Below are 18,385 nucleotides of genomic sequence, written 5' to 3' on the forward strand. Positions count from 1 at the left end.
ATTTCCTCTTTTATATTAATTGTCTACGGATCAAAAGCTGCAGCAAATGAATAACGCCCTATCATTCAGGGAGCATGATCACCGCCGCAAGATTACCCCGCAGGCCTTTGCTCGCCCTGTGTGAAAAAAGCCATTCGCTGTTACAGCATGTACATATATTTGTCACGTCAATATTCTCAGGTTTTACACCTGAATCAACAAGATTGTAATAGTTGGCCTTGTGGAGATCAAGCAGATATTTGCCATTACCCTTGCTAAATACGATCTGAGCCGCCTCTGCTTCCGTATATGCCGCCATAAAGCGTTCAGCTACATCTTCACTCACCTCATAGCAATTCTTGCATATAGAAGGTCCTATGGCGCAAATGAGATTCTCTGGAGATGTTCCATATTCAGACTTCAATCTGTTTATCATATGTCCGCTTATCTTGCTGACGGTTCCCTTCCACCCGGAGTGATTCGCCGCAACAACCTTTTTCACCGGATCATAGAACAATACAGGGACACAGTCCGCATAAAATGTCATAAGTGGTATCCCCGGAACATCCGTCATAAGTCCATCGATCTCCAGAATATCCGACTCTCTGATTATTCCCTTTCCGGCATCCTTCTCTGTAACTTTATATATGTCTGTCTTATGCACCTGATCTGAGAACACAAGCTTTTCGTAATCATACCCCACTGCAGTGGCAAATCTGCGGTGATTCTCCATTACCAGATCCGCATCATCGCCTCTGTGGAAGCTCAGGTTCATGGAACCCAGATATCCCTCACTCACTCCGCCGATCCTGGTGGAGAATGCATTTACAACTCCGGCTCTGTCCAATTTGTCAAATGATATATAATCCACGCCATCCACCGTGTGGACATGTGTTGAATTGTCTTTCCTAATATACTTTATATCCATATCCGCCATCCTATCAATATCCCGAATACTCAAATGCATTTTCTATATGATGTATATCCTCACCAAGTATGGTTATCACATCAAATCTAACCGGGGTGTCCATTCCATATCCATATTTGTTCAGGAAGAATAATGCAGTCCTACATATCTGTCTCTGCTTGCGCACATCGACAGCCTCCTCCGGCAAGCCCTTATGTACTCCGGACCTATACTTCACCTCGATAAACACTATATATCCATCGTGTTTTGCCACTATATCTATCTCACCGCTGGCCACCCTGAAATTCCTGCACAGGATCTCATAGCCCCTGCCAGCCAGATGATCAGCAGCTAAAGCTTCCTTTTCATTACCGGTTGCTCTGCTGTTATACATCATTTCACCTTTCCATGAATATATGTGTGATGAACAATTGTTATACAAAGTTCTTGATAAACGTCCTTCTGTGTATTGCGCACGGACCGATCTTCTTGAGCGCATCAATGTGCTCTGCCGTACCATATCCCATGTTTTTTGCAAATCCATAACCCGGATACAGACTGTCATACTCAACCATAAGCCTGTCCCTTGTAACCTTTGCAATTATACTTGCTGCCGCAATCGACGCAGACAGCGTATCACCTTTTATTATGCCTACCTGCTCGATATCAACACCCGGAATATTAACCGCATCGTTTAACAGGAGCTGTGGTTTAACCTGAAGCTTCGATATAGCCTGCTTCATCGCCTCGTAATCTGCATTGAGAACATTTATCTCGTCAATTACTTTCTCGTTTGCCATACCCACGCCTACAGCTACAGCCTTCGCCATGATCTCATCGTATAGAGCCTCCCTCTTCTTCGGTGTGAGCTGCTTGGAGTCGTTGAGGTATAAAATATCACAGTCCTTTGGAAGAATGACTGCAGCAGCCACTACAGGGCCTGCAAGCGGGCCTCTTCCGACCTCATCTATACCACATATATATCCCTTATCAGCGTATTTTCTCTCAAATTCAAACATTTTATAGCTGCGGGCTTTTTCCTTTTCAAGAGCATTGATCTTTTTCTGAGCGGACGCTATGATCTTCTTTACCCCATCTCTCTCATCGTCGCCATACTTCTCGATAAGCCCCGAATATTCACTTACATCAGCATCAGCAAATACTTTTTTTATCTCCGCTATACTTTCCATATGTCCTCCACCTAAAAACAAGGACCATTGCCACTTTTTAGGCAACAGCCCCTGATATCTTATCCTATTCTATCTTGCCAAAACCGCCTGTAAATCTGAATACAGCCCTGCCGATGATGTCTTTCTTGTGTATATTGCCAACATCCTCCACACGGCTGTCACGGCTGTTGTTTCTGTTATCTCCCAGAACAAAGTACTCGTCATCACCCAGTGTGATCTCCTCGGCTGCAACTCCGCGCTTGTCGCTGGCTATGGCCTCTCTGCCATACACATCGCCCTCCAGAGGCTCGTCATTTATATAGATAACACCATCTTCGTCTATATACACTGTCTCACCCGGAAGTCCGATTATACGCTTGATGAAGAAGGTCTCATCATCGTCTCCATACGGGAATACAACCACATCAAATCTCTTCGGCGAGCCAAATTCATACTCAAGCTTGTCGATCCATAATGTATCTCCGCTGTGAAGAGTATTGCTCATGGACTCTCCACTGACCTCTGTTCGCTGTCCGACAAATGTGAGCACAGCCCAGCATATGCCAATTACTATTATTATATAAATACACAGAAATATGAGATCCTTGACAATATTGACTTCCTTTTCGGCCTTTTCTTTCTTTTTTGCCTCTTTCTTCTCTTTCCTGAGCTGCTTCTTTAAAGCCTTCTCGTCAAGTTCTCCATCCTCATTGTACACTTCTTCAGAAGAGTCTGTATTAACCGCTTCTGCAGTTTTATCTGAGCTCTCAGATTTAGCTGCTCCTGCAGCTTCTTCCGATGTCTCCTTCTGAGATGCTTCTTCCGATTTATCTGCTGTCTCCGCCTTTGCATCAGCCGAACTCTCAGCGACTGCTTTGTCCCAGGACCAGGAGGACTTCTCCTTATTTTCCTGCTCATCGTCGGCAGTTTTCTTTTCAGCTTCCTTTGCTTCCTTCGCAGCCTTTTTTGCAACCTTCTTCTGTTCTTTATCTATCGCTTTCTGACGCTTCTTCTCATATTTGGCGATCTCTTTGTCCCTTTCCTTCTTCGCAGGGTCATCCTCAAATATATCGTTTAACGCATCAGCAACATTCTTGTTTTCTTCACTCATCTAGTCTTCCTTCGGGGTCTCCAATGTAATACGCCCCAGCTTTCCCGATCTGAAATCATCGATCAGCAGAGCCGCAGCCTTGTCATAATCGAGCTCCCCGCCCTTCTTAATGCATTGTCTCTTCTCTGCGATACCTGTCAGCATCTGTACAGGATCATCAACACTTTCAATATTATACCTTTGAACAAGGGTATTACAATAGTTTGCCTGTAAAAATTTAATTAATTCAACCGCTATATCCGTTATGCTGAGTATCTCATCATTGATCGAACCTATGAACGCAAGTCTGAGACCAACGGCCTCATCATCGAATTTCGGCCATAAAATACCGGGAGTGTCCAAAAGCTCAATATTCTTTCCAAGTCTTATCCACTGCTTGCCTTTTGTGACACCAGGCTTATTTCCAACCTTGGTGCAGGCCTTTCTCGCATAGGAATTGATAAACGTGGATTTGCCGACATTCGGGATGCCGACTATCATCGCCCTTATCGGACGGTTTATGATTCCCCTTTTTCTATCCCTCTCTATCTTCTCTTTGCAGGCCTCCTGCACGATATTGTTGATACTCTTCATCCCCATACCGTCACGGGCATTTATCTTTGCAACGGCAAAGTCTTTATTCTTATAATAGTTTTCCCACTTTGTTGTGACTGCATCATCCGCAAGATCTGATTTGTTGAGGAGTATGAGTCTGTATTTGTTCTTTGCAAGCTCGTCTATATCAGGATTCTTACTACTGAATGGGATTCTTGAATCCACCAGCTCTATGACGATATCTATAAGTTTTATATCCTCCTGCATCATTCGTCTTGCTTTTGTCATATGTCCGGGATACCACTGTATATTCATATCTCTACCTCTATTTTATCTTTACTCTGCCCAGCATCTCGCTCTTTTGCACATTGCCAGCCGCCTGAAATCTTGAATCCTGGCTGTTGTCCGGATTGTCTCCGAGCAGGAAGTATTCATTCTCTCCAAGTGTGATCGCAGATTCCGCTATTCCGGCTGTTTTTATCTCACAGTCGACGGGATAATCTGCAAGCGGATTGCCATTTATATATACCTGACCATTCTGGATAAGCACAGTCTCACCCGGCAGGCCTACCACTCTCTTGATGGAATAGTATTCGTCCTGATTCTCAACTATACGATACGCTACCACATCGTATCTTTCCGGGGATGTCACCAGATAAACAGCCTTATTGACCAGATACGATTCTCCATCCGTCAGTGTTGGCTCCATGGATGGTCCTACCATATATACCGTCTGGAATCCAAATGCAACAAAACCATAACCAAGTATAGCCGCTGTCAGTATCGATATGAACCAGCCAAGTGCGCTCTTCATAGTCTTTTTCAATGATCTCTGTTGTCTTCTCTGACGCCTTTTTTCTCTCCTTATCCTTCGGAGTCTGTCATATCTCTCACTCATGAATTCTATCCTTCAATCATCAATATATTTGTTCAGTTCATTTCATCCATTCTAAAAATGGCTGGAGTAGAAATACTCCAGCCACTTTTACTTTCATGTTACAAGCTTTATTATTTAACAAGCTCCTTAACCTTTGCTGCCTTACCAACTCTTGAACGTAAGTAGTAAATCTTAGCTCTTCTAACTTTACCTTTTCTTACAACTTCAATCTTCTCAACGAAAGGTGAGTGTACAGGCCATGTCTTCTCAACACCGCATCCGCTAGAGATCTTTCTAACTGTGAATGTCTCTCTGTTGCTTCCGCCCTGTCTCTTTACTACAGTACCCTCGAAGATCTGGATTCTCTCCTTGTTACCCTCTTTGATTCTGTTGTGTACCTTAACAGTGTCTCCTACGTTGAACTCATCAACGCTCTCCTTCATCTGTGAAGCTTCAAGATTCTTAATGTAATCGTTCATTGTGTTCCTCCTTAATATTCTGATGTTCTTACTACCATATCCACCGGATATATGGGCACAGAGGACCATCACTCTTTTCACAACTCATTTAATATAACATACTGAAATTGTAGATGCAAGAAGAATTTTCGGATTTTATCCGTTTTTTAGCAAACAGGGCATATAGATTGATTTCTATATGCCCTGTTGCATTAAATATCTTGTTCGACTTAATTCAGTCAAGTGGAGCAGACGCATTAGAAGGCGAACTTCGTTCGCAGGCGTCTGCGTGCTTCACAAGGATTCCTCCCACCTACGGCGGGCCCCTCCTTATGAAAATTAGTGGAGCTGGCGGGAGTCGAACCCGCGTCCAAAAGCTCATTCACTACAGTTTCTTCCATCACAGTCAGTGCTTTAACATTCCCTCAGCCTATCGCCCACTAACATGCTATAGACCTTAGTAGCTTCATGGATTTTCCTACATCGCAAAGCTTAGATGCAGGAGTTTGCCGAAAATCGACGCCATTCCTAAAGGCTCGGCGTTCCTAAAGGATGACGACTGCCCTTAGGCAGCGTATGCTAAATTATCGTTAGCGTTTATTTTTTTTCCAGCTTTTAGCGTGGCTCTGGTCCACGGATGGCTTCCATAGCTTCAAAACCCCTGTCGAAACCAGTCAACCCCTGATCATAGATCAGTGATAACCAATCATTTATAATATATGCAGCAAATATCAAAATAATACCTGCGCCTATATATCTTAATTTATCAGATGCTCTTACTCAGCGTCAGCAGTTGTATCTTCCTCTGCATCTGTCGCCTCTGCTGTATCTTCTGCATTTTCAGTTGTGTCTGCTGTGTCTTCAGCATCGGAAGCTGTAGCAGAAAACAGAGTGTCATAACCGCTGTCCTTCCAAGTCTTGTCTACATATTCTGACAAGCCTGAAGCATCAACATACTTAGGTATCGCCTTATATATCTTCACACCCGCAACGCTTCCAACTATAGCAGCGATAACAACGATCGTAACTGTTATAGCAATAATCTTCTTGATCTTCTGCTTCCTAAGTATCTCCTTGCGGTGCTTTTTCTCATATTTCTTCTTATCTACTTTACTCTGACTCATAACGCCCTTCTCCAGACTATCGTTTATTTGATTCCGATACACACATTATATCTGAACCAGCTTATCTTATTCAACACCTTGCTAGTATAACACAAGCTGCATTATAATTCCAATAATAAGTTTGATTTCACAGAAATTCCACAAACGCTCACGATCAGAAGTCCTTGCTCCTGCTCTTGAGATCTCTCTCCATCTCGCGCTTCATATCCTTCTTGGCGATATCCTCACGTTTGTCGTAGAGCTTCTTACCTCTTGCCAGACCTATCTCCATCTTGACAAGTCCATCTCTGATATATACCTTGAGCGGCATAATGGTATAACCCTTCACCTTCTGCTGTCCGATAAGCTTGTTGATCTCGTACCTGTGGAGCAGCAACTTTCTCGTCCTGAGCGGATCTTTATTGAATATATTCCCCCTCTCATATGGGTTGATATTCATTCTGTACACATACACCTCGCCGTGGTCTATTCCGACAAATGCTTCCTTGATACTGCAGTGTCCCTGTCTTATGGACTTTACCTCGGTTCCCACAAGCTCTATTCCGGCCTCAAACTTCTCTTCTATAAAATACTCGTGATATGCCTTTTTGTTATTTGCGATGAGAGTGTTTCCTCTTTCCTTTGACAAATGTATCCTCTCCTTTATATACAATACTGAAATCTATCGACTTCGTCATCTTGTCTGTATTCTTCACCTTTATCTGTATAGGATCACCGATGGCATATTGTTTGCCCGTGTCCTCACCTATCATAGCATAATCTTCCTGAGAAAAATAGTAATAATCGTCGCGCATATCTGCCACGTTCACAAAGCCTTCCACCGTATTCGGCAGTTCCACGAACATTCCCCGGTTTGTAACTCCTGAGACAAATCCGTCATAGACCTCGCCAATGTGAGCTGACATATATTCCACCTTCTTGAGCTTCTCCACATCACGCTCAGCTTCCTCAGCTCTTCTCTCCTTGCGCGAATTGTCATCAGCCACCCTGTCAAGTATCATGCTGTAATGTTCTATTCTCCTCGAGTCAAGTCTGCCATGTATATTTTCCTTTATTATACGATGTATCTGCAGATCTGGATATCTCCTTATAGGAGAAGTAAAATGACAGTAATACTTACACGAAAGTCCAAAATGTCCTGTGCACTCCGTTGAATACTTCGCCTGTTTCATGGTCCTCAGCGCCATCCTGCTCACAAGATTCTCATAAGGCTCACCCTTTATCCTGTTAAGCAGCTTCTGGAATTCTTTCGGATGTATATTCTCCTTTGATGCCTTAAAGTACATTCCAAAATTACTTATAAGGAGCGCCAGCTGCTCAACCCTGTCTGCATCAGGTGTCTCATGGACTCTGTACTCAAATGGTATATCCTGCCAGAAATAATCCTCAGCAATCGTCTCATTTGCAGCAAGCATAAAATCTTCAATGATCTCATTGGATCTGCGTCTCTCATATACACCTATTGATACAACTTTGCCGTCGGAGTCTATCTTGATCTTCGATTCGTCAAAATCAAAATCTATTGAGCCTCGCTTTCTTCTGTTAGCTCTGAGAAGATCCGACACATGAAGCATCATCTCGAACATAGGCACAAGCTCCTCATATTTTCTGGTCTCCCCTGGATCGTGATCCTCGACAATTGCAGACACACTTGTATATGACATTCTACGGTCCACATTGATCACAGTCTCACATATCTTATGTCCTACTATGTGGCCCTTCTGATCTATGTCCATAAGGCAGCTCAGCGCCAATCTGTCCTGCCCTTCATTCAGCGAACAGATACCATTTGACAGCTTGTGCGGAAGCATAGGTATTACCCTGTCCACGAGATAACAGCTTGTACCTCTGTTAAGTGCCTCTTTATCCAGAGGGGAATTCTCCTTTACATAGTGGGTCACGTCAGCTATGTGCACACCAAGCTTGTACATTCCGTCCGCCTCATAGAGTGTTATGGCATCGTCCAGGTCTTTTGCATCCTCGCCATCTATCGTCACTGTCTGAAGATGTCGGAGATCCGTTCTGCCTGCCATCTCCGATGCGCTGACAAAATCAGGGATCTGTGAAAGGCTGTCCATGACCTCGTCAGAAAAATCGACTGGAATGTCCAGAGCTCTGACCACAGACAGCACGTCACTCTCCGGATCATTTATATGTCCAAGTATCTCTATAATCTTTCCCTCCGGAGACTTCACTTTGTCTCCATAACTGATGATCTCCGCCACAACCTTATGTCCAGCCATGGCGCCCATGGAATTTGCCTTGGATATAAATATGTCTCCATCTATTTTCAGATTGTCAGGTATGACAAATCCAAAGTTCTTATTCTTCTGATAGACTCCGACAACCTTCTTTAGTCCACGCTCAAGTACCTTTATAACCGATGCTTCCTGCTTCATTCCCTTCGGTCTGTCCTCCGCACGTATGAGGACTGTATCACCGTGGAACGCTCCCATGGTATTCTTCTCAGGGACAAAGAAATCCTCCTTCATGCCCTCAACGCGGACAAATCCAAAACCTCTCTGATTGCCGATAAATGTTCCCTTGTATGTCCCTTCTCCGACCTTCTGATATCGTCCTTTTGCCGATCTGATGATCAGTCCCTCCTCTGTGAGGTCATTCAGTATATCGAGAAATGTCTGTCTCTCATCTCCCGGGACCTGAAGGAATGTACACATCTCCTTGAACTTCATAGGCGGATAATCATCATCGCATATAAATTCATATACCGTCTGTTTTCTTCTGTTGTATAACTCCAAATCCTTATTATCCATAACAAACCCTTTCTATATACATTATGCCCGCATCCCTACCGCACAAATACATTGCATAATGAGCAAAAAAATGCTTACATATATCAGTTAATATATGTAAGCATCAGAAATCATTATTAGTTGAAAAGCTTTGAGTCAAGCAGTAATGCAAGTACAAAGAAGAGAACTGTGAGAACTGCTGTTATCTTCTTAAGTATCTCCTGCTTTGAGCTTCCCTTATTCTTGCTCCAGTAGGAATTGTCAAATCCGCCGCCTGCTCCTGATATGGAACTTGTAAGGCTCGCATCCTTTCCTTCCTGTGAAAGAACCACTATTGCTAATACTATACATACTATAACATAAATTACCATTAATATTGTCTTCAGCATCTTAACACCTCCGTTTCCGAAAAAATGGTGTGTGTATAATTTTAACACCAACTTGAAACATAATAACACAACAAAATAATATATTCAATAACTATTTTCTTCGTTTTCTGTAAAACTCCGCAAATACCAGCATTGCGATACCTATTATCGAACAGGCAATACCTGCGCCTGCATATTTCACATGGAATTTCATCTCAACAACATTCTCACCCTCAACAAGACTTATAGAATACAGGCTGTCTACCACCTTATCCGGCTGTACCTTCTGGCCGTTAACTTTGACTGTCCAACCATCACAGTAAGGAATAGATGTGAATAAACTCTGTCCTTCCTTGGCATTTACAACAATTTCTGCGCTGCCATTTTCTATATCCATCACATCAGGGGTATATTTCTCAAGCTCCTCTGCTATGCTTTTCAGCAAATCCAGATCAAGAACATAAAACTGCTCTGCTCCATCATCCAGATCTAGCTTCTGCTTTGAGTGAAGCACAACCTTGTAGTAATCACGATCCTCATTTACAGGAATATTGAACACTGACGGCGAAAGCCATCTGGCATATCCGGTCCTGTATATTCCATTGACATTCAGCTTTGCATTAAACAGACTGTTCCATGGGATATTGCCATAAGCGATGTAATTGCCTTCCGGGATCTCCATCTTGTATACACGCTTCTTCGCTTTACTTACAACCGTCTCGTACTTTAAAGGCTTATAGATCTCAACCTTTCTGCCGAGCAGCTCGCTGTAGAGCTCATTTTGATATTCAAACGGATTGCCGTTATATTTTGCCGCTGTATATTTGCCTGAATCATATACAAATGCCATAGGCAGGCTGTATGGGTTCTCGTATACACCGGCTCCATTTGCATTGTCTGCAATATCCTCTACTTTATCCATGCCCTCCAAAGCATAATCAGATACGATGTATCTGACTCCCAGCAGTGAATCAGTTCCAAGCACCGGCATGTTGACAACACTTAGGTTATCGCCTTCGCTCCTGTATCCCGTGTCCACAAGGAAGTTCAGCACTGTGCTGTCAGCGGTTGACACATACGATCCTATCGCCCAATACCCATAACCAAACGACTCGTCATAATTTGCTCTGACATTGTTCTTATATTTAAAATTATCATCCGTATCTTTGCCATTATTGTTTTTCTTTTTTTCGAGTGATCTTGTCGCCCTTGATCTGGTCTGGCTGATCCTGTATGTATCGGAATCATATTCTTTCAGATCATTTATAAGGCCTTCCATAGCCGTCTCATACTCAACAAAACTCTCACCGTTGTCGATATGGATATTGTCCATTTGCAACATCACGCTGTATCCTGTCTCAACAGTCAGCACTGCACACAGAATGACCGTAAATATAATCCCGAACACTCTTCCGGCTCCTACGTTTTTCGAAAGCCTGCTTATGAGTGCTATCAAAACGGCTACCCCTACAATAAGCGCATCGGTCAGCCATACAAGTTTGTTATCCTGGACTCCATGCAGATAGTTTACACCAAGCATAGCCGCACTGAATATCGCACTTGCAATGATAACCCGCCATTTTACAGCATTCAGATCCTCCGAGAGGAAAAATTCAGCGGCAAAGAATAATATGCAGAATATTCCAACATGTGAATATCTGTACCAATATGATCCAACCTCTTTGAACAGAGAAAATGCCATGCACAATGGATTCCAGTAAAACATGAGCAGCATTACCACAAGCGTGACAAATGCTAATATCTTCTGCTTTACATTGTGTTTCTTACCGATGAAGATTCCAATAAATCCTATCAACGCCAGACATCCGCAGTACAGAGACACGCTTCCCTTCTGACTCTGTGCGCCAAGCGAATATCCGTCTATCACAGATGAAACATCACCGATAAATGACATGTCGAGCAGAGAGCCTAAATCAAGACTTCCTCTTACACTGTAACGCATCGCACCTATCGTCGGAAGGAACAACACCCCACTGATCAGAACTCCCGCCAGCATTGAATATATAAACCGTCCAAGTTTTCCGGCAAAATCCTTTATGACAGTCTTCTCAGCCTTAGTATCCCCACTGTACAATCTTGAATATGCAAATTCAAACAAAAACCAGAAACAGGCAAATACACAGTTGATTCCGCCCATATACCAGTTGAACAGAACTGCCAATGCAACTGATACGGAAAGCATAACAGGCCTGCCACCGTTAACCACTCTGTACACGCCCAGCATTATGAGCGGTAACATATAGAAGCCGTCAAGCCACATTATATTACATGCCTGGGCGATTCCATACTGACTCACTGCATAGCTCACCGCCAGAAAAATGATAAGTGCCTGTTTTTTCACAGAACCATCATTCCACTCTTCAAATCTCCTGTTGAGATAAAATGCAAATGTCGCCGCCGCACAGGCAAGCTTTAACGTTATGATCACATGTACGAACAATACAAGCTGGGATTTGTCGAATAACAACAGCAATAAATTGAACGGGCTGGAAAGATAGTAACTGAATACTCCTATGCAGGCCCCTCCTATAGATTTGCTGAAAGAATAATCTATATTATTTTTGCCGTCAAATACATCCTTCAGATATGCCAGAAAATCAAGATACTGAAAATCAGCATCCTTGGATGCGAGTGAATGTACTCCGAACGGCACATACTTTTTTATATAAAACAGAAGCCACAGCAGGCAGAATGTGATAATGCCCGCTGTAAGCATCTGAATAACGAGCTGTTTTCTCTGTTCTTTCTCCATCATATTCTTCTCCAGATTATTTAGTTTTAATATAATACTACACAATCTGTGAAAATACTATATAGATTAAAAATTTTTAATGAAAGAATTTCTAACTTTTACATACTGATTTATAACATATACCTACTTCGTATATCGAAACCATGATTCAGCGGTCCACTGCCCGATCCCAGATCCAGCATGGCCGCCAGGGCACCGGATATATATTGTTTGGCCATTCTAACTGAATCACTTACATCATATTCCTTTGCGAGATTTGAAGCGATCGCACTTGAAAGCGTACATCCTGTGCCATGTGTATTCGGATTATCAATACGCTTACCCGAAAACCAGGTGATATTCTCCCCGTCAAAAAGCATATCATTTGCATCATTTATGCTGTGTCCACCCTTTACAAGGACAGCGCAGCCATACTTTCCGTATATACATCTGGCAGCATTCTCCATATCAGCTACGCTCTTCACCGATATACCAGTGAGCGCCTCAGTCTCAGGTATGTTTGGCGTTATGAGCTTTGCAAGTGGGAACAGTTTACCGGTCATGACCTCCACCGCATCATCGCTTATAAGCTTAGCACCACTGGTCGCCACCATCACAGGGTCAAGCACGACATTCTCCGCATTGTATCTGGCAAGTCTGTCAGCTATCACATCAATAAGTTCAGGAACAGATACCATTCCTATCTTGACCGCTTTCGGCCGTATATCGGTAAACACCGCATCTATCTGGGCGCCAAGTACATCAGGGATAACGTTCATGATAGCAGTCACTCCTGTGGTATTCTGAGCCGTGAGGGCTGTGATCGCACTCATACCAAATACGCCATTTGCCTGCATGGTCTTGAGATCCGCCTGCACACCTGCGCCACCTGAGGAATCGCTTCCGGCTATGGTGAGGACAGGCACAAGACGGCTTCTGTCAGAATTTATACTGCACAGCATGTCATCCATACTCTTAAAATAATGATCACAATGTGCTATAAGATCTCCCTGTCTGTCCCTGCTGGATTCGTCAAAGAGACCGACCACAACAAATCCTCCGTTCTGTGCTGTCTCCGCCGCATGATATGCGTCCTCGAATACAAATGTATCCGAAGCCGGAGTTCCCATAAACTCAGCCGCCATCTCATATATCTTAGGTGAGGCTGCCTTGCCCACGCCCACCTCAGAACATGTAAATATCCTGTCAACATACTTCATAAGTCCTGTCCGCACAAGTGCTGCCTCAACATGGCATCTGTCTGTGGATGTTGCAACAGTGACCGGGATATCATATCTCTTTAAGAACCTCAGCAGTTCAGGCACACCTGACTTCGGCTCAACTTTATTTGCATAGAAATCGCGCACAGTCTCATTGATACCGTCTATAATCTCCTTCGCGCTGAGTTCAAGTCCATAGTGTTCCTGCATATATTCTGCGCCCTTCATCATGGTCATGGTGAAAAGCACCTTCTCAAGATCAGGTTCTGCCTGTATCCCCTGTCCCGCCAGATACATCTCTCCGGCATGATCCCACATAGGCATAGAGTCAAGCAGAACCCCATCCATATCAAATATCGCACCTTTTATATCACTGATAACTATTTTTTTCATGTACACCTCTATATCATATATTTAGTCAGGCATCAAGCATATTCTCTACAGAAAACTTGAGCTCCTCTGTGGCCTTCTGTATGTCCTTCTGTCCGAATATGGCACTTATAACTGCCACACCGCATATTCCGGAGCCCGCAAGCTCGGCCACATTATCCTTTGTTATGCCGCCTATGGCAATGACCGGTATGGACACCGCCTCACAAATGGCCTTGAGAGTTTCATGGCTCACATCGTCCGCGTCATCCTTTGAACCTGTTGTAAACACTGCTCCTACACCAAGATAATCTGCGCCGTGCTTTTCCGCTATAATCGCCTGCTCGACAGTCTGTGCAGACACTCCAAGTATCTTGTCAGGGCCGAGTATCTTTCTGACGTCCATGGCCTCCATATCACTCTGTCCCACGTGTACACCGTCAGCATCTATATCTTTTGCTATGCTGACCTCGTCATTGATGACAAATGGAACTCCATATTCCTTACAAAGCTTCTGTATCTCCTTCGCCTCAGCGAGGAAGTCTTCTCTGTCGAGCTTCTTCTCCCTGAGCTGTACAAATGTTGCACCGCCGTCAAGTGCCTTCTTTACCTGATCATACAGAGTCTCTTCACCAAGCCAGTGTCTGTCAGTTACTGCGTAGAGCAAGAGCTCTTTCTCACTGCAATTTATCATACTATCCGTCCTTCCTATATGTTTCGATCCCGATCTGATGCAGATCCAGGCAATTATTAGACTTCCGTCAATTATCTGATTTCAAACTTTGCACCCTGTTCAAGTGTATCCCCGTCCATATTGTATATGGCGTCGATTATCCTGTTCCTGTATGTTGAATTCCCCTCAAATGCCTGCAGATGGGAATAACCAATCTCCCCAGCAAGTCCCATGACCATGACAGCCACTGCAGCAGCCTCAAGCTTGTTGTCCTGATTTGCCACAACATATGCTGTCATCATTCCTGAGAGCTGGCAGCCTGTTCCAGTGATCTTACCCATCTCAGGACGGCCGTTTCTGATTACATAACATTTCTCGCTGTCCGCAACAAGGTCTATTGCGCCTGTTACAGCTATGATAGATCCCGTTTCAGCAGATAGCTTCTTGACAAATGCCACTGCATTATCAAGCGTATCCTCCGTAACCGCATCTGCCACATCGGCATCAACACCCTTTGTACTGCCGGAACCATATGCCAGAGTTTTGATCTCAGAGATATTTCCCCTTATAACATCAAATCTAATCTCCTTCATAAGTCCAACAGCCGTATCAGTTCTGAGCTTACTTGCTCCTGCTCCAACAGGATCGAGAAGTACAACATGTCCAAGTTCATTTGCCTTCTTCCCTGCCAGGTACATTGATGGAATAGTGTTCTTGTTAAGTGTTCCTATGTTGATATTCAGACCACCACATATACTTGTGATATCCTCCACGTCACCCTCATCATCCGACATGATAGGACTTCCACCGCACGCCAGAATGACATTTGCCACATCATTTACAGTTACATAGTTTGTTATATTGTGTACCAGAGGTACATTCTTTCTCACATTTTCAAGGCACTCTTTTATCATGTTTTTCTGTCTCCTTTATATATACTCTGTTGTTTATCTGCTAATCTTTTTTGACGAAAAGCGGCCATACCATAAGGCACAGCCGCTTTTCTTATGCTGTATGTATCCCTACGCCGGCGCTGATCCAGGTCAGACCTGATCTACTCCTGGGCAGGAGGTACATCAGATGTACAATGCATACACTTTGTTGCTTTGATATCTATCTCACCCATACAGTATGGGCACTTTCTTGTGAGAGGAGCTGCCTCCTCTTTCTTCTTACCAAGATCCATGATCGCATTGATCCCCTTCATGATGACAAATATAACAAATGCCATGATTATGAAGTTGATAACTGCTGAAATAAACGCTCCATACTCGATATACTGTCCTGTATGGAATATCTGAAAATGTCCACCAATCTCTGCTCCACCGATACTGTTGATTATTGGTGTGATGAAACAGTCTGTAAAAGATGTAACCAATGACTGGAACGCTCCACCAATGATAACACCGATTGCAAGACTCATCACATTTCCCTTAAGGGCAAACTCCTTAAACTCTTCCAAAAACTTCTTCATATGTATCCTTCCAACTGAATACAGCACCAATCATAACAAACTTATATTATAATTCGGTGCCGTATCTTTTATTTATTGTTTCTCGCGCAATTGATATGACATATATCTACATTTGCTGTCATCGCTAATCGCACATCATCTTTTTTTACTTTCTTACAATAAGTGACTTGCCTGTCATCTCCTTAGGCTGAGGAAGTCCCATAACCTCAAGAAGTGTAGGTGCGATATCTGCAAGACATCCGCCCTCACGAAGCTCTACATCTTCACCATAGTTGTAAAGGATAAATGGTACAGGGTTAGTTGTATGAGCTGTATGTGGAGCACCGGTCTCATAGTTGATCATCTGCTCTGCGTTACCATGATCAGCACAGATAAAGAGAACACCATCAACCTTATCAATTGCCTCTACAGCAGCGCCAACGCACTTGTCAACTGTCTCTACAGCCTGGATAGCTGCTGGGATAATACCTGTATGACCAACCATATCAGGGTTTGCAAAGTTGATGATGATCACATCATACTCGCCACCAAGGATAGCTGCATTGAGCTTCTCGCTTACCTCTGGAGCACTCATCTCTGGCTGAAGGTCATATGTTGCTACAGCAGGTGACTTTACAAGGATTCTGTCCTCGTTCTTGTTAGGCTCCTCAACACCGCCGTTGAAGAAGAACGTTACATGAGCATACTTCTCTGTCTCAGCAAGTCTGAGCTGCTTGAGGCCCTTAGCTGCAAGGTACTCACCGAATGTGTTGTCAATCTCTTCCTTCTTGAATGCTACAAGCTTGTTAGGTATTGACTCGTCGTAGTCCTTGAAACATACATATGTGAGTGGCATGCGGCCATTTGCTCTCTCAAATCCATCAAAATCATCACAGCAGAATGCTCTGGTGATCTCGCGGGCTCTGTCTGGTCTGAAGTTAAAGAATATAACTGAATCATTTGGCTTAACAAGTGATACAGGCTTACCATTCTCTGTGATTACTGTAGGAAGAACGAACTCATCATATACTTCCTTGTCATATGACTCCTGCATAGCTGCAACCGGGTCCTCAGCCTGAACGCCCTCACCTGTTACAAGTGACTTGTATGCAAGCTCTACTCTGTCCCATCTGTTATCTCTGTCCATTGCGTAGTAACGGCCTGACATAGATGCAACCTTACCTACACCAATCTCCTTCATCTTTGCGATAAGCTCCTCAAGGTATCCCTTACCTGATGCAGGCGGTGTATCTCTTCCATCGAAGAATGGATGAACGTATACGTTCTCAAAGTTCTGCTTCTTGCAGAGCTCAAGGATCGCATAAAGGTGTGTATTGTGGCTGTGAACACCACCATCTGAGAGAAGTCCCCAGAGATGAAGATCTGAATTGTTCTTCTTGCAGTTTTCTATTGCAGCAAGCATCTCCTCGTTCTCAAAAAAATCTCCATCAGCGATTGCCTTTGTGATTCTTGTAAGCTCCTGATATATGATACGGCCTGCGCCGATATTCATATGACCTACCTCTGAATTGCCCATCTGACCGTCTGGAAGTCCTACAGGAAGTCCTGAAGCTGCGCCCTGCACAAATGGTGCTGTAGCCATAAGTTTGTCCATAACAGGTGTCTTTGCAAGTGCTACTGCATTACCCTCTGTCTTGTCACTGAGACCATATCCGTCGAGGACCATTAAAACTACTGGTTTCTTACTCATAATTTTTCTCCTTTTTATTTATTCCGGCTAAATGCCTCTTAATCATAATTCACTCATTTGAGATTATACTTATATAATGCCTATTTTTCAAGTTCAAATCCAACTCAAATCACAGGTCAATATCCAGTTCAACCGGGCAGTGATCAGATCCCATGATATCAGTGTGTATCTTGGCATCGACAAGCTTGTCCTTCAAACTCTCAGATGTGAGAAAATAGTCGATACGCCAACCTGCATTCTTCTCCCTTGCCTTGAATCTGTACGACCACCATGAGTAGATATTTTCCTGATCCGGATAAAAATATCTGAATGTGTCGATGAAGCCATCATCTAGAAGCACCGTCATCTTCTCTCTTTCCTCATCAGTAAATCCCGCATTCTTCCTGTTTGTCTTTGGATTTTTCAGATCTATCTCATTGTGAGCCACGTTCATATCGCCGCACACTATAACAGGCTTATTCTCCTCAAGCTTTTTCAGATATGCTCTGAAATCATCCTCCCACTTCATCCGGTAATCAAGCCTTGCAAGCTCGTTCTGTGAATTTGGTGTATATACAGTCACCATGTAGAAGTTCTCATATTCAAGTGTTATGACACGACCCTCATGGTCGTGTTCATCTATGCCTATACCTTTTGTTTCACTCAAAGGTTTCTCTTTTGTGAAAATAGCCGTACCTGAATATCCCTTCTTATCCGCATAGTTCCAATACTGATAATATCCTGGCATATCAAGTGTGAGCTGTCCCTCCTGCATCTTGGACTCCTGTATACAGAATATGTCTGCATCTATGCTGTTAAAAAAGTCCATGAAGCCTTTACCGGCGCATGCCCTTATTCCATTTACGTTCCATGAGATAAGTTTTTTCATAAATTTATATACCATTTTATCCTTTCATTATTATTTGGGGAAAATCATGTTTTATTTTA

General features: G+C 43.4%; 18 protein-coding genes and 1 other RNA gene. All 19 read right to left on the reverse strand.

The genetic code is table 11. The annotated features are described in order from the left end of the window. Positions 1-61 precede the first annotated feature (61 nt). On the reverse strand, positions 62-907 hold the full coding sequence (gene pgeF / locus OCV54_RS03715; RefSeq protein WP_055222865.1) for a peptidoglycan editing factor PgeF: 846 nt from the start codon (positions 905-907) through the stop codon (positions 62-64). Between the two features lie 13 nt (positions 908-920). Then, positions 921-1,280: a YraN family protein gene (locus tag OCV54_RS03720; RefSeq protein WP_015534983.1), complete on the reverse strand. Its 360-nt coding sequence runs from the start codon at positions 1,278-1,280 to the stop codon at positions 921-923. A gap of 40 nt (positions 1,281-1,320) precedes the next feature. Beyond that, positions 1,321-2,076 (reverse strand): ribonuclease HII, encoded by a 756-nt coding sequence (locus OCV54_RS03725; protein WP_055222695.1) that lies wholly within the window; start codon positions 2,074-2,076, stop codon positions 1,321-1,323. Positions 2,077-2,140: 64 nt separating this feature from the next. Beyond that, entirely contained in the window at positions 2,141-3,166 is a 1,026-nt protein-coding gene (lepB, locus tag OCV54_RS14635; RefSeq protein WP_022216417.1) for a signal peptidase I, read from the reverse strand. Continuing rightward, positions 3,167-4,015, reverse strand: a complete 849-nt coding sequence (gene ylqF / locus OCV54_RS03735; protein WP_015534986.1) for a ribosome biogenesis GTPase YlqF — start codon at positions 4,013-4,015, stop codon at positions 3,167-3,169. It lies immediately after the preceding gene. A 10-nt stretch (positions 4,016-4,025) separates the two neighbouring features. Further along, positions 4,026-4,598 (reverse strand): signal peptidase I, encoded by a 573-nt coding sequence (gene lepB / locus OCV54_RS03740; RefSeq protein WP_015534987.1) that lies wholly within the window; start codon positions 4,596-4,598, stop codon positions 4,026-4,028. A 110-nt stretch (positions 4,599-4,708) separates the two neighbouring features. Continuing rightward, positions 4,709-5,056 (reverse strand): 50S ribosomal protein L19, encoded by a 348-nt coding sequence (rplS, locus tag OCV54_RS03745; RefSeq protein WP_022216416.1) that lies wholly within the window; start codon positions 5,054-5,056, stop codon positions 4,709-4,711. Between the two features lie 319 nt (positions 5,057-5,375). Further along, positions 5,376-5,717: a transfer-messenger RNA gene (gene ssrA / locus OCV54_RS03750) on the reverse strand. A 94-nt stretch (positions 5,718-5,811) separates the two neighbouring features. Continuing rightward, on the reverse strand, positions 5,812-6,159 hold the full coding sequence (locus tag OCV54_RS03755; protein WP_015534988.1) for a hypothetical protein: 348 nt from the start codon (positions 6,157-6,159) through the stop codon (positions 5,812-5,814). Between the two features lie 154 nt (positions 6,160-6,313). Beyond that, positions 6,314-6,787: an SsrA-binding protein SmpB gene (smpB, locus tag OCV54_RS03760; RefSeq protein ID WP_022216414.1), complete on the reverse strand. Its 474-nt coding sequence runs from the start codon at positions 6,785-6,787 to the stop codon at positions 6,314-6,316. Continuing rightward, a complete protein-coding gene (rnr, locus tag OCV54_RS03765) occupies positions 6,750-8,933 on the reverse strand; it encodes a ribonuclease R (protein WP_055222698.1) in 2,184 nt (727 codons plus the stop codon). Before rnr ends, smpB begins: the two co-directional genes overlap by 38 nt. A gap of 116 nt (positions 8,934-9,049) precedes the next feature. Then, the gene (gene secG / locus OCV54_RS03770; RefSeq protein ID WP_015534991.1) at positions 9,050-9,301 is read right to left on the reverse strand and encodes a preprotein translocase subunit SecG; all 252 of its coding nucleotides are present in this window, start codon (positions 9,299-9,301) and stop codon (positions 9,050-9,052) included. A 91-nt stretch (positions 9,302-9,392) separates the two neighbouring features. Next, positions 9,393-12,056 carry a YfhO family protein gene (locus OCV54_RS03775; RefSeq protein WP_082431247.1) on the reverse strand — a complete coding sequence of 888 codons (2,664 nt, stop codon included), beginning with the start codon at positions 12,054-12,056 and terminating at the stop codon, positions 9,393-9,395. 107 nt (positions 12,057-12,163) lie between these two features. After that, a complete protein-coding gene (thiD, locus tag OCV54_RS14685; protein WP_082431249.1) occupies positions 12,164-13,645 on the reverse strand; it encodes a bifunctional hydroxymethylpyrimidine kinase/phosphomethylpyrimidine kinase in 1,482 nt (493 codons plus the stop codon). A gap of 25 nt (positions 13,646-13,670) precedes the next feature. Further along, the gene (thiE, locus tag OCV54_RS03790; protein WP_201858981.1) at positions 13,671-14,315 is read right to left on the reverse strand and encodes a thiamine phosphate synthase; all 645 of its coding nucleotides are present in this window, start codon (positions 14,313-14,315) and stop codon (positions 13,671-13,673) included. A gap of 71 nt (positions 14,316-14,386) precedes the next feature. Next, positions 14,387-15,208 (reverse strand): hydroxyethylthiazole kinase, encoded by an 822-nt coding sequence (gene thiM / locus OCV54_RS03795; RefSeq protein ID WP_055144359.1) that lies wholly within the window; start codon positions 15,206-15,208, stop codon positions 14,387-14,389. Between the two features lie 140 nt (positions 15,209-15,348). Further along, positions 15,349-15,768 (reverse strand): large conductance mechanosensitive channel protein MscL, encoded by a 420-nt coding sequence (gene mscL / locus OCV54_RS03800; protein ID WP_015534993.1) that lies wholly within the window; start codon positions 15,766-15,768, stop codon positions 15,349-15,351. Positions 15,769-15,913: 145 nt separating this feature from the next. Further along, the gene (gpmI, locus tag OCV54_RS03805; RefSeq protein ID WP_015534994.1) at positions 15,914-17,458 is read right to left on the reverse strand and encodes a 2,3-bisphosphoglycerate-independent phosphoglycerate mutase; all 1,545 of its coding nucleotides are present in this window, start codon (positions 17,456-17,458) and stop codon (positions 15,914-15,916) included. A 109-nt stretch (positions 17,459-17,567) separates the two neighbouring features. After that, positions 17,568-18,326, reverse strand: coding sequence for an exodeoxyribonuclease III (locus OCV54_RS03810; RefSeq protein WP_055144946.1), 759 nt, complete (start codon positions 18,324-18,326; stop codon positions 17,568-17,570). Positions 18,327-18,385: the final 59 nt, after the last annotated feature.

Source organism: Coprococcus aceti (assembly GCF_025567285.1).
In the GTDB taxonomy this organism is placed as follows: Bacteria; Bacillota; Clostridia; order Lachnospirales; family Lachnospiraceae; genus Coprococcus; species Coprococcus aceti.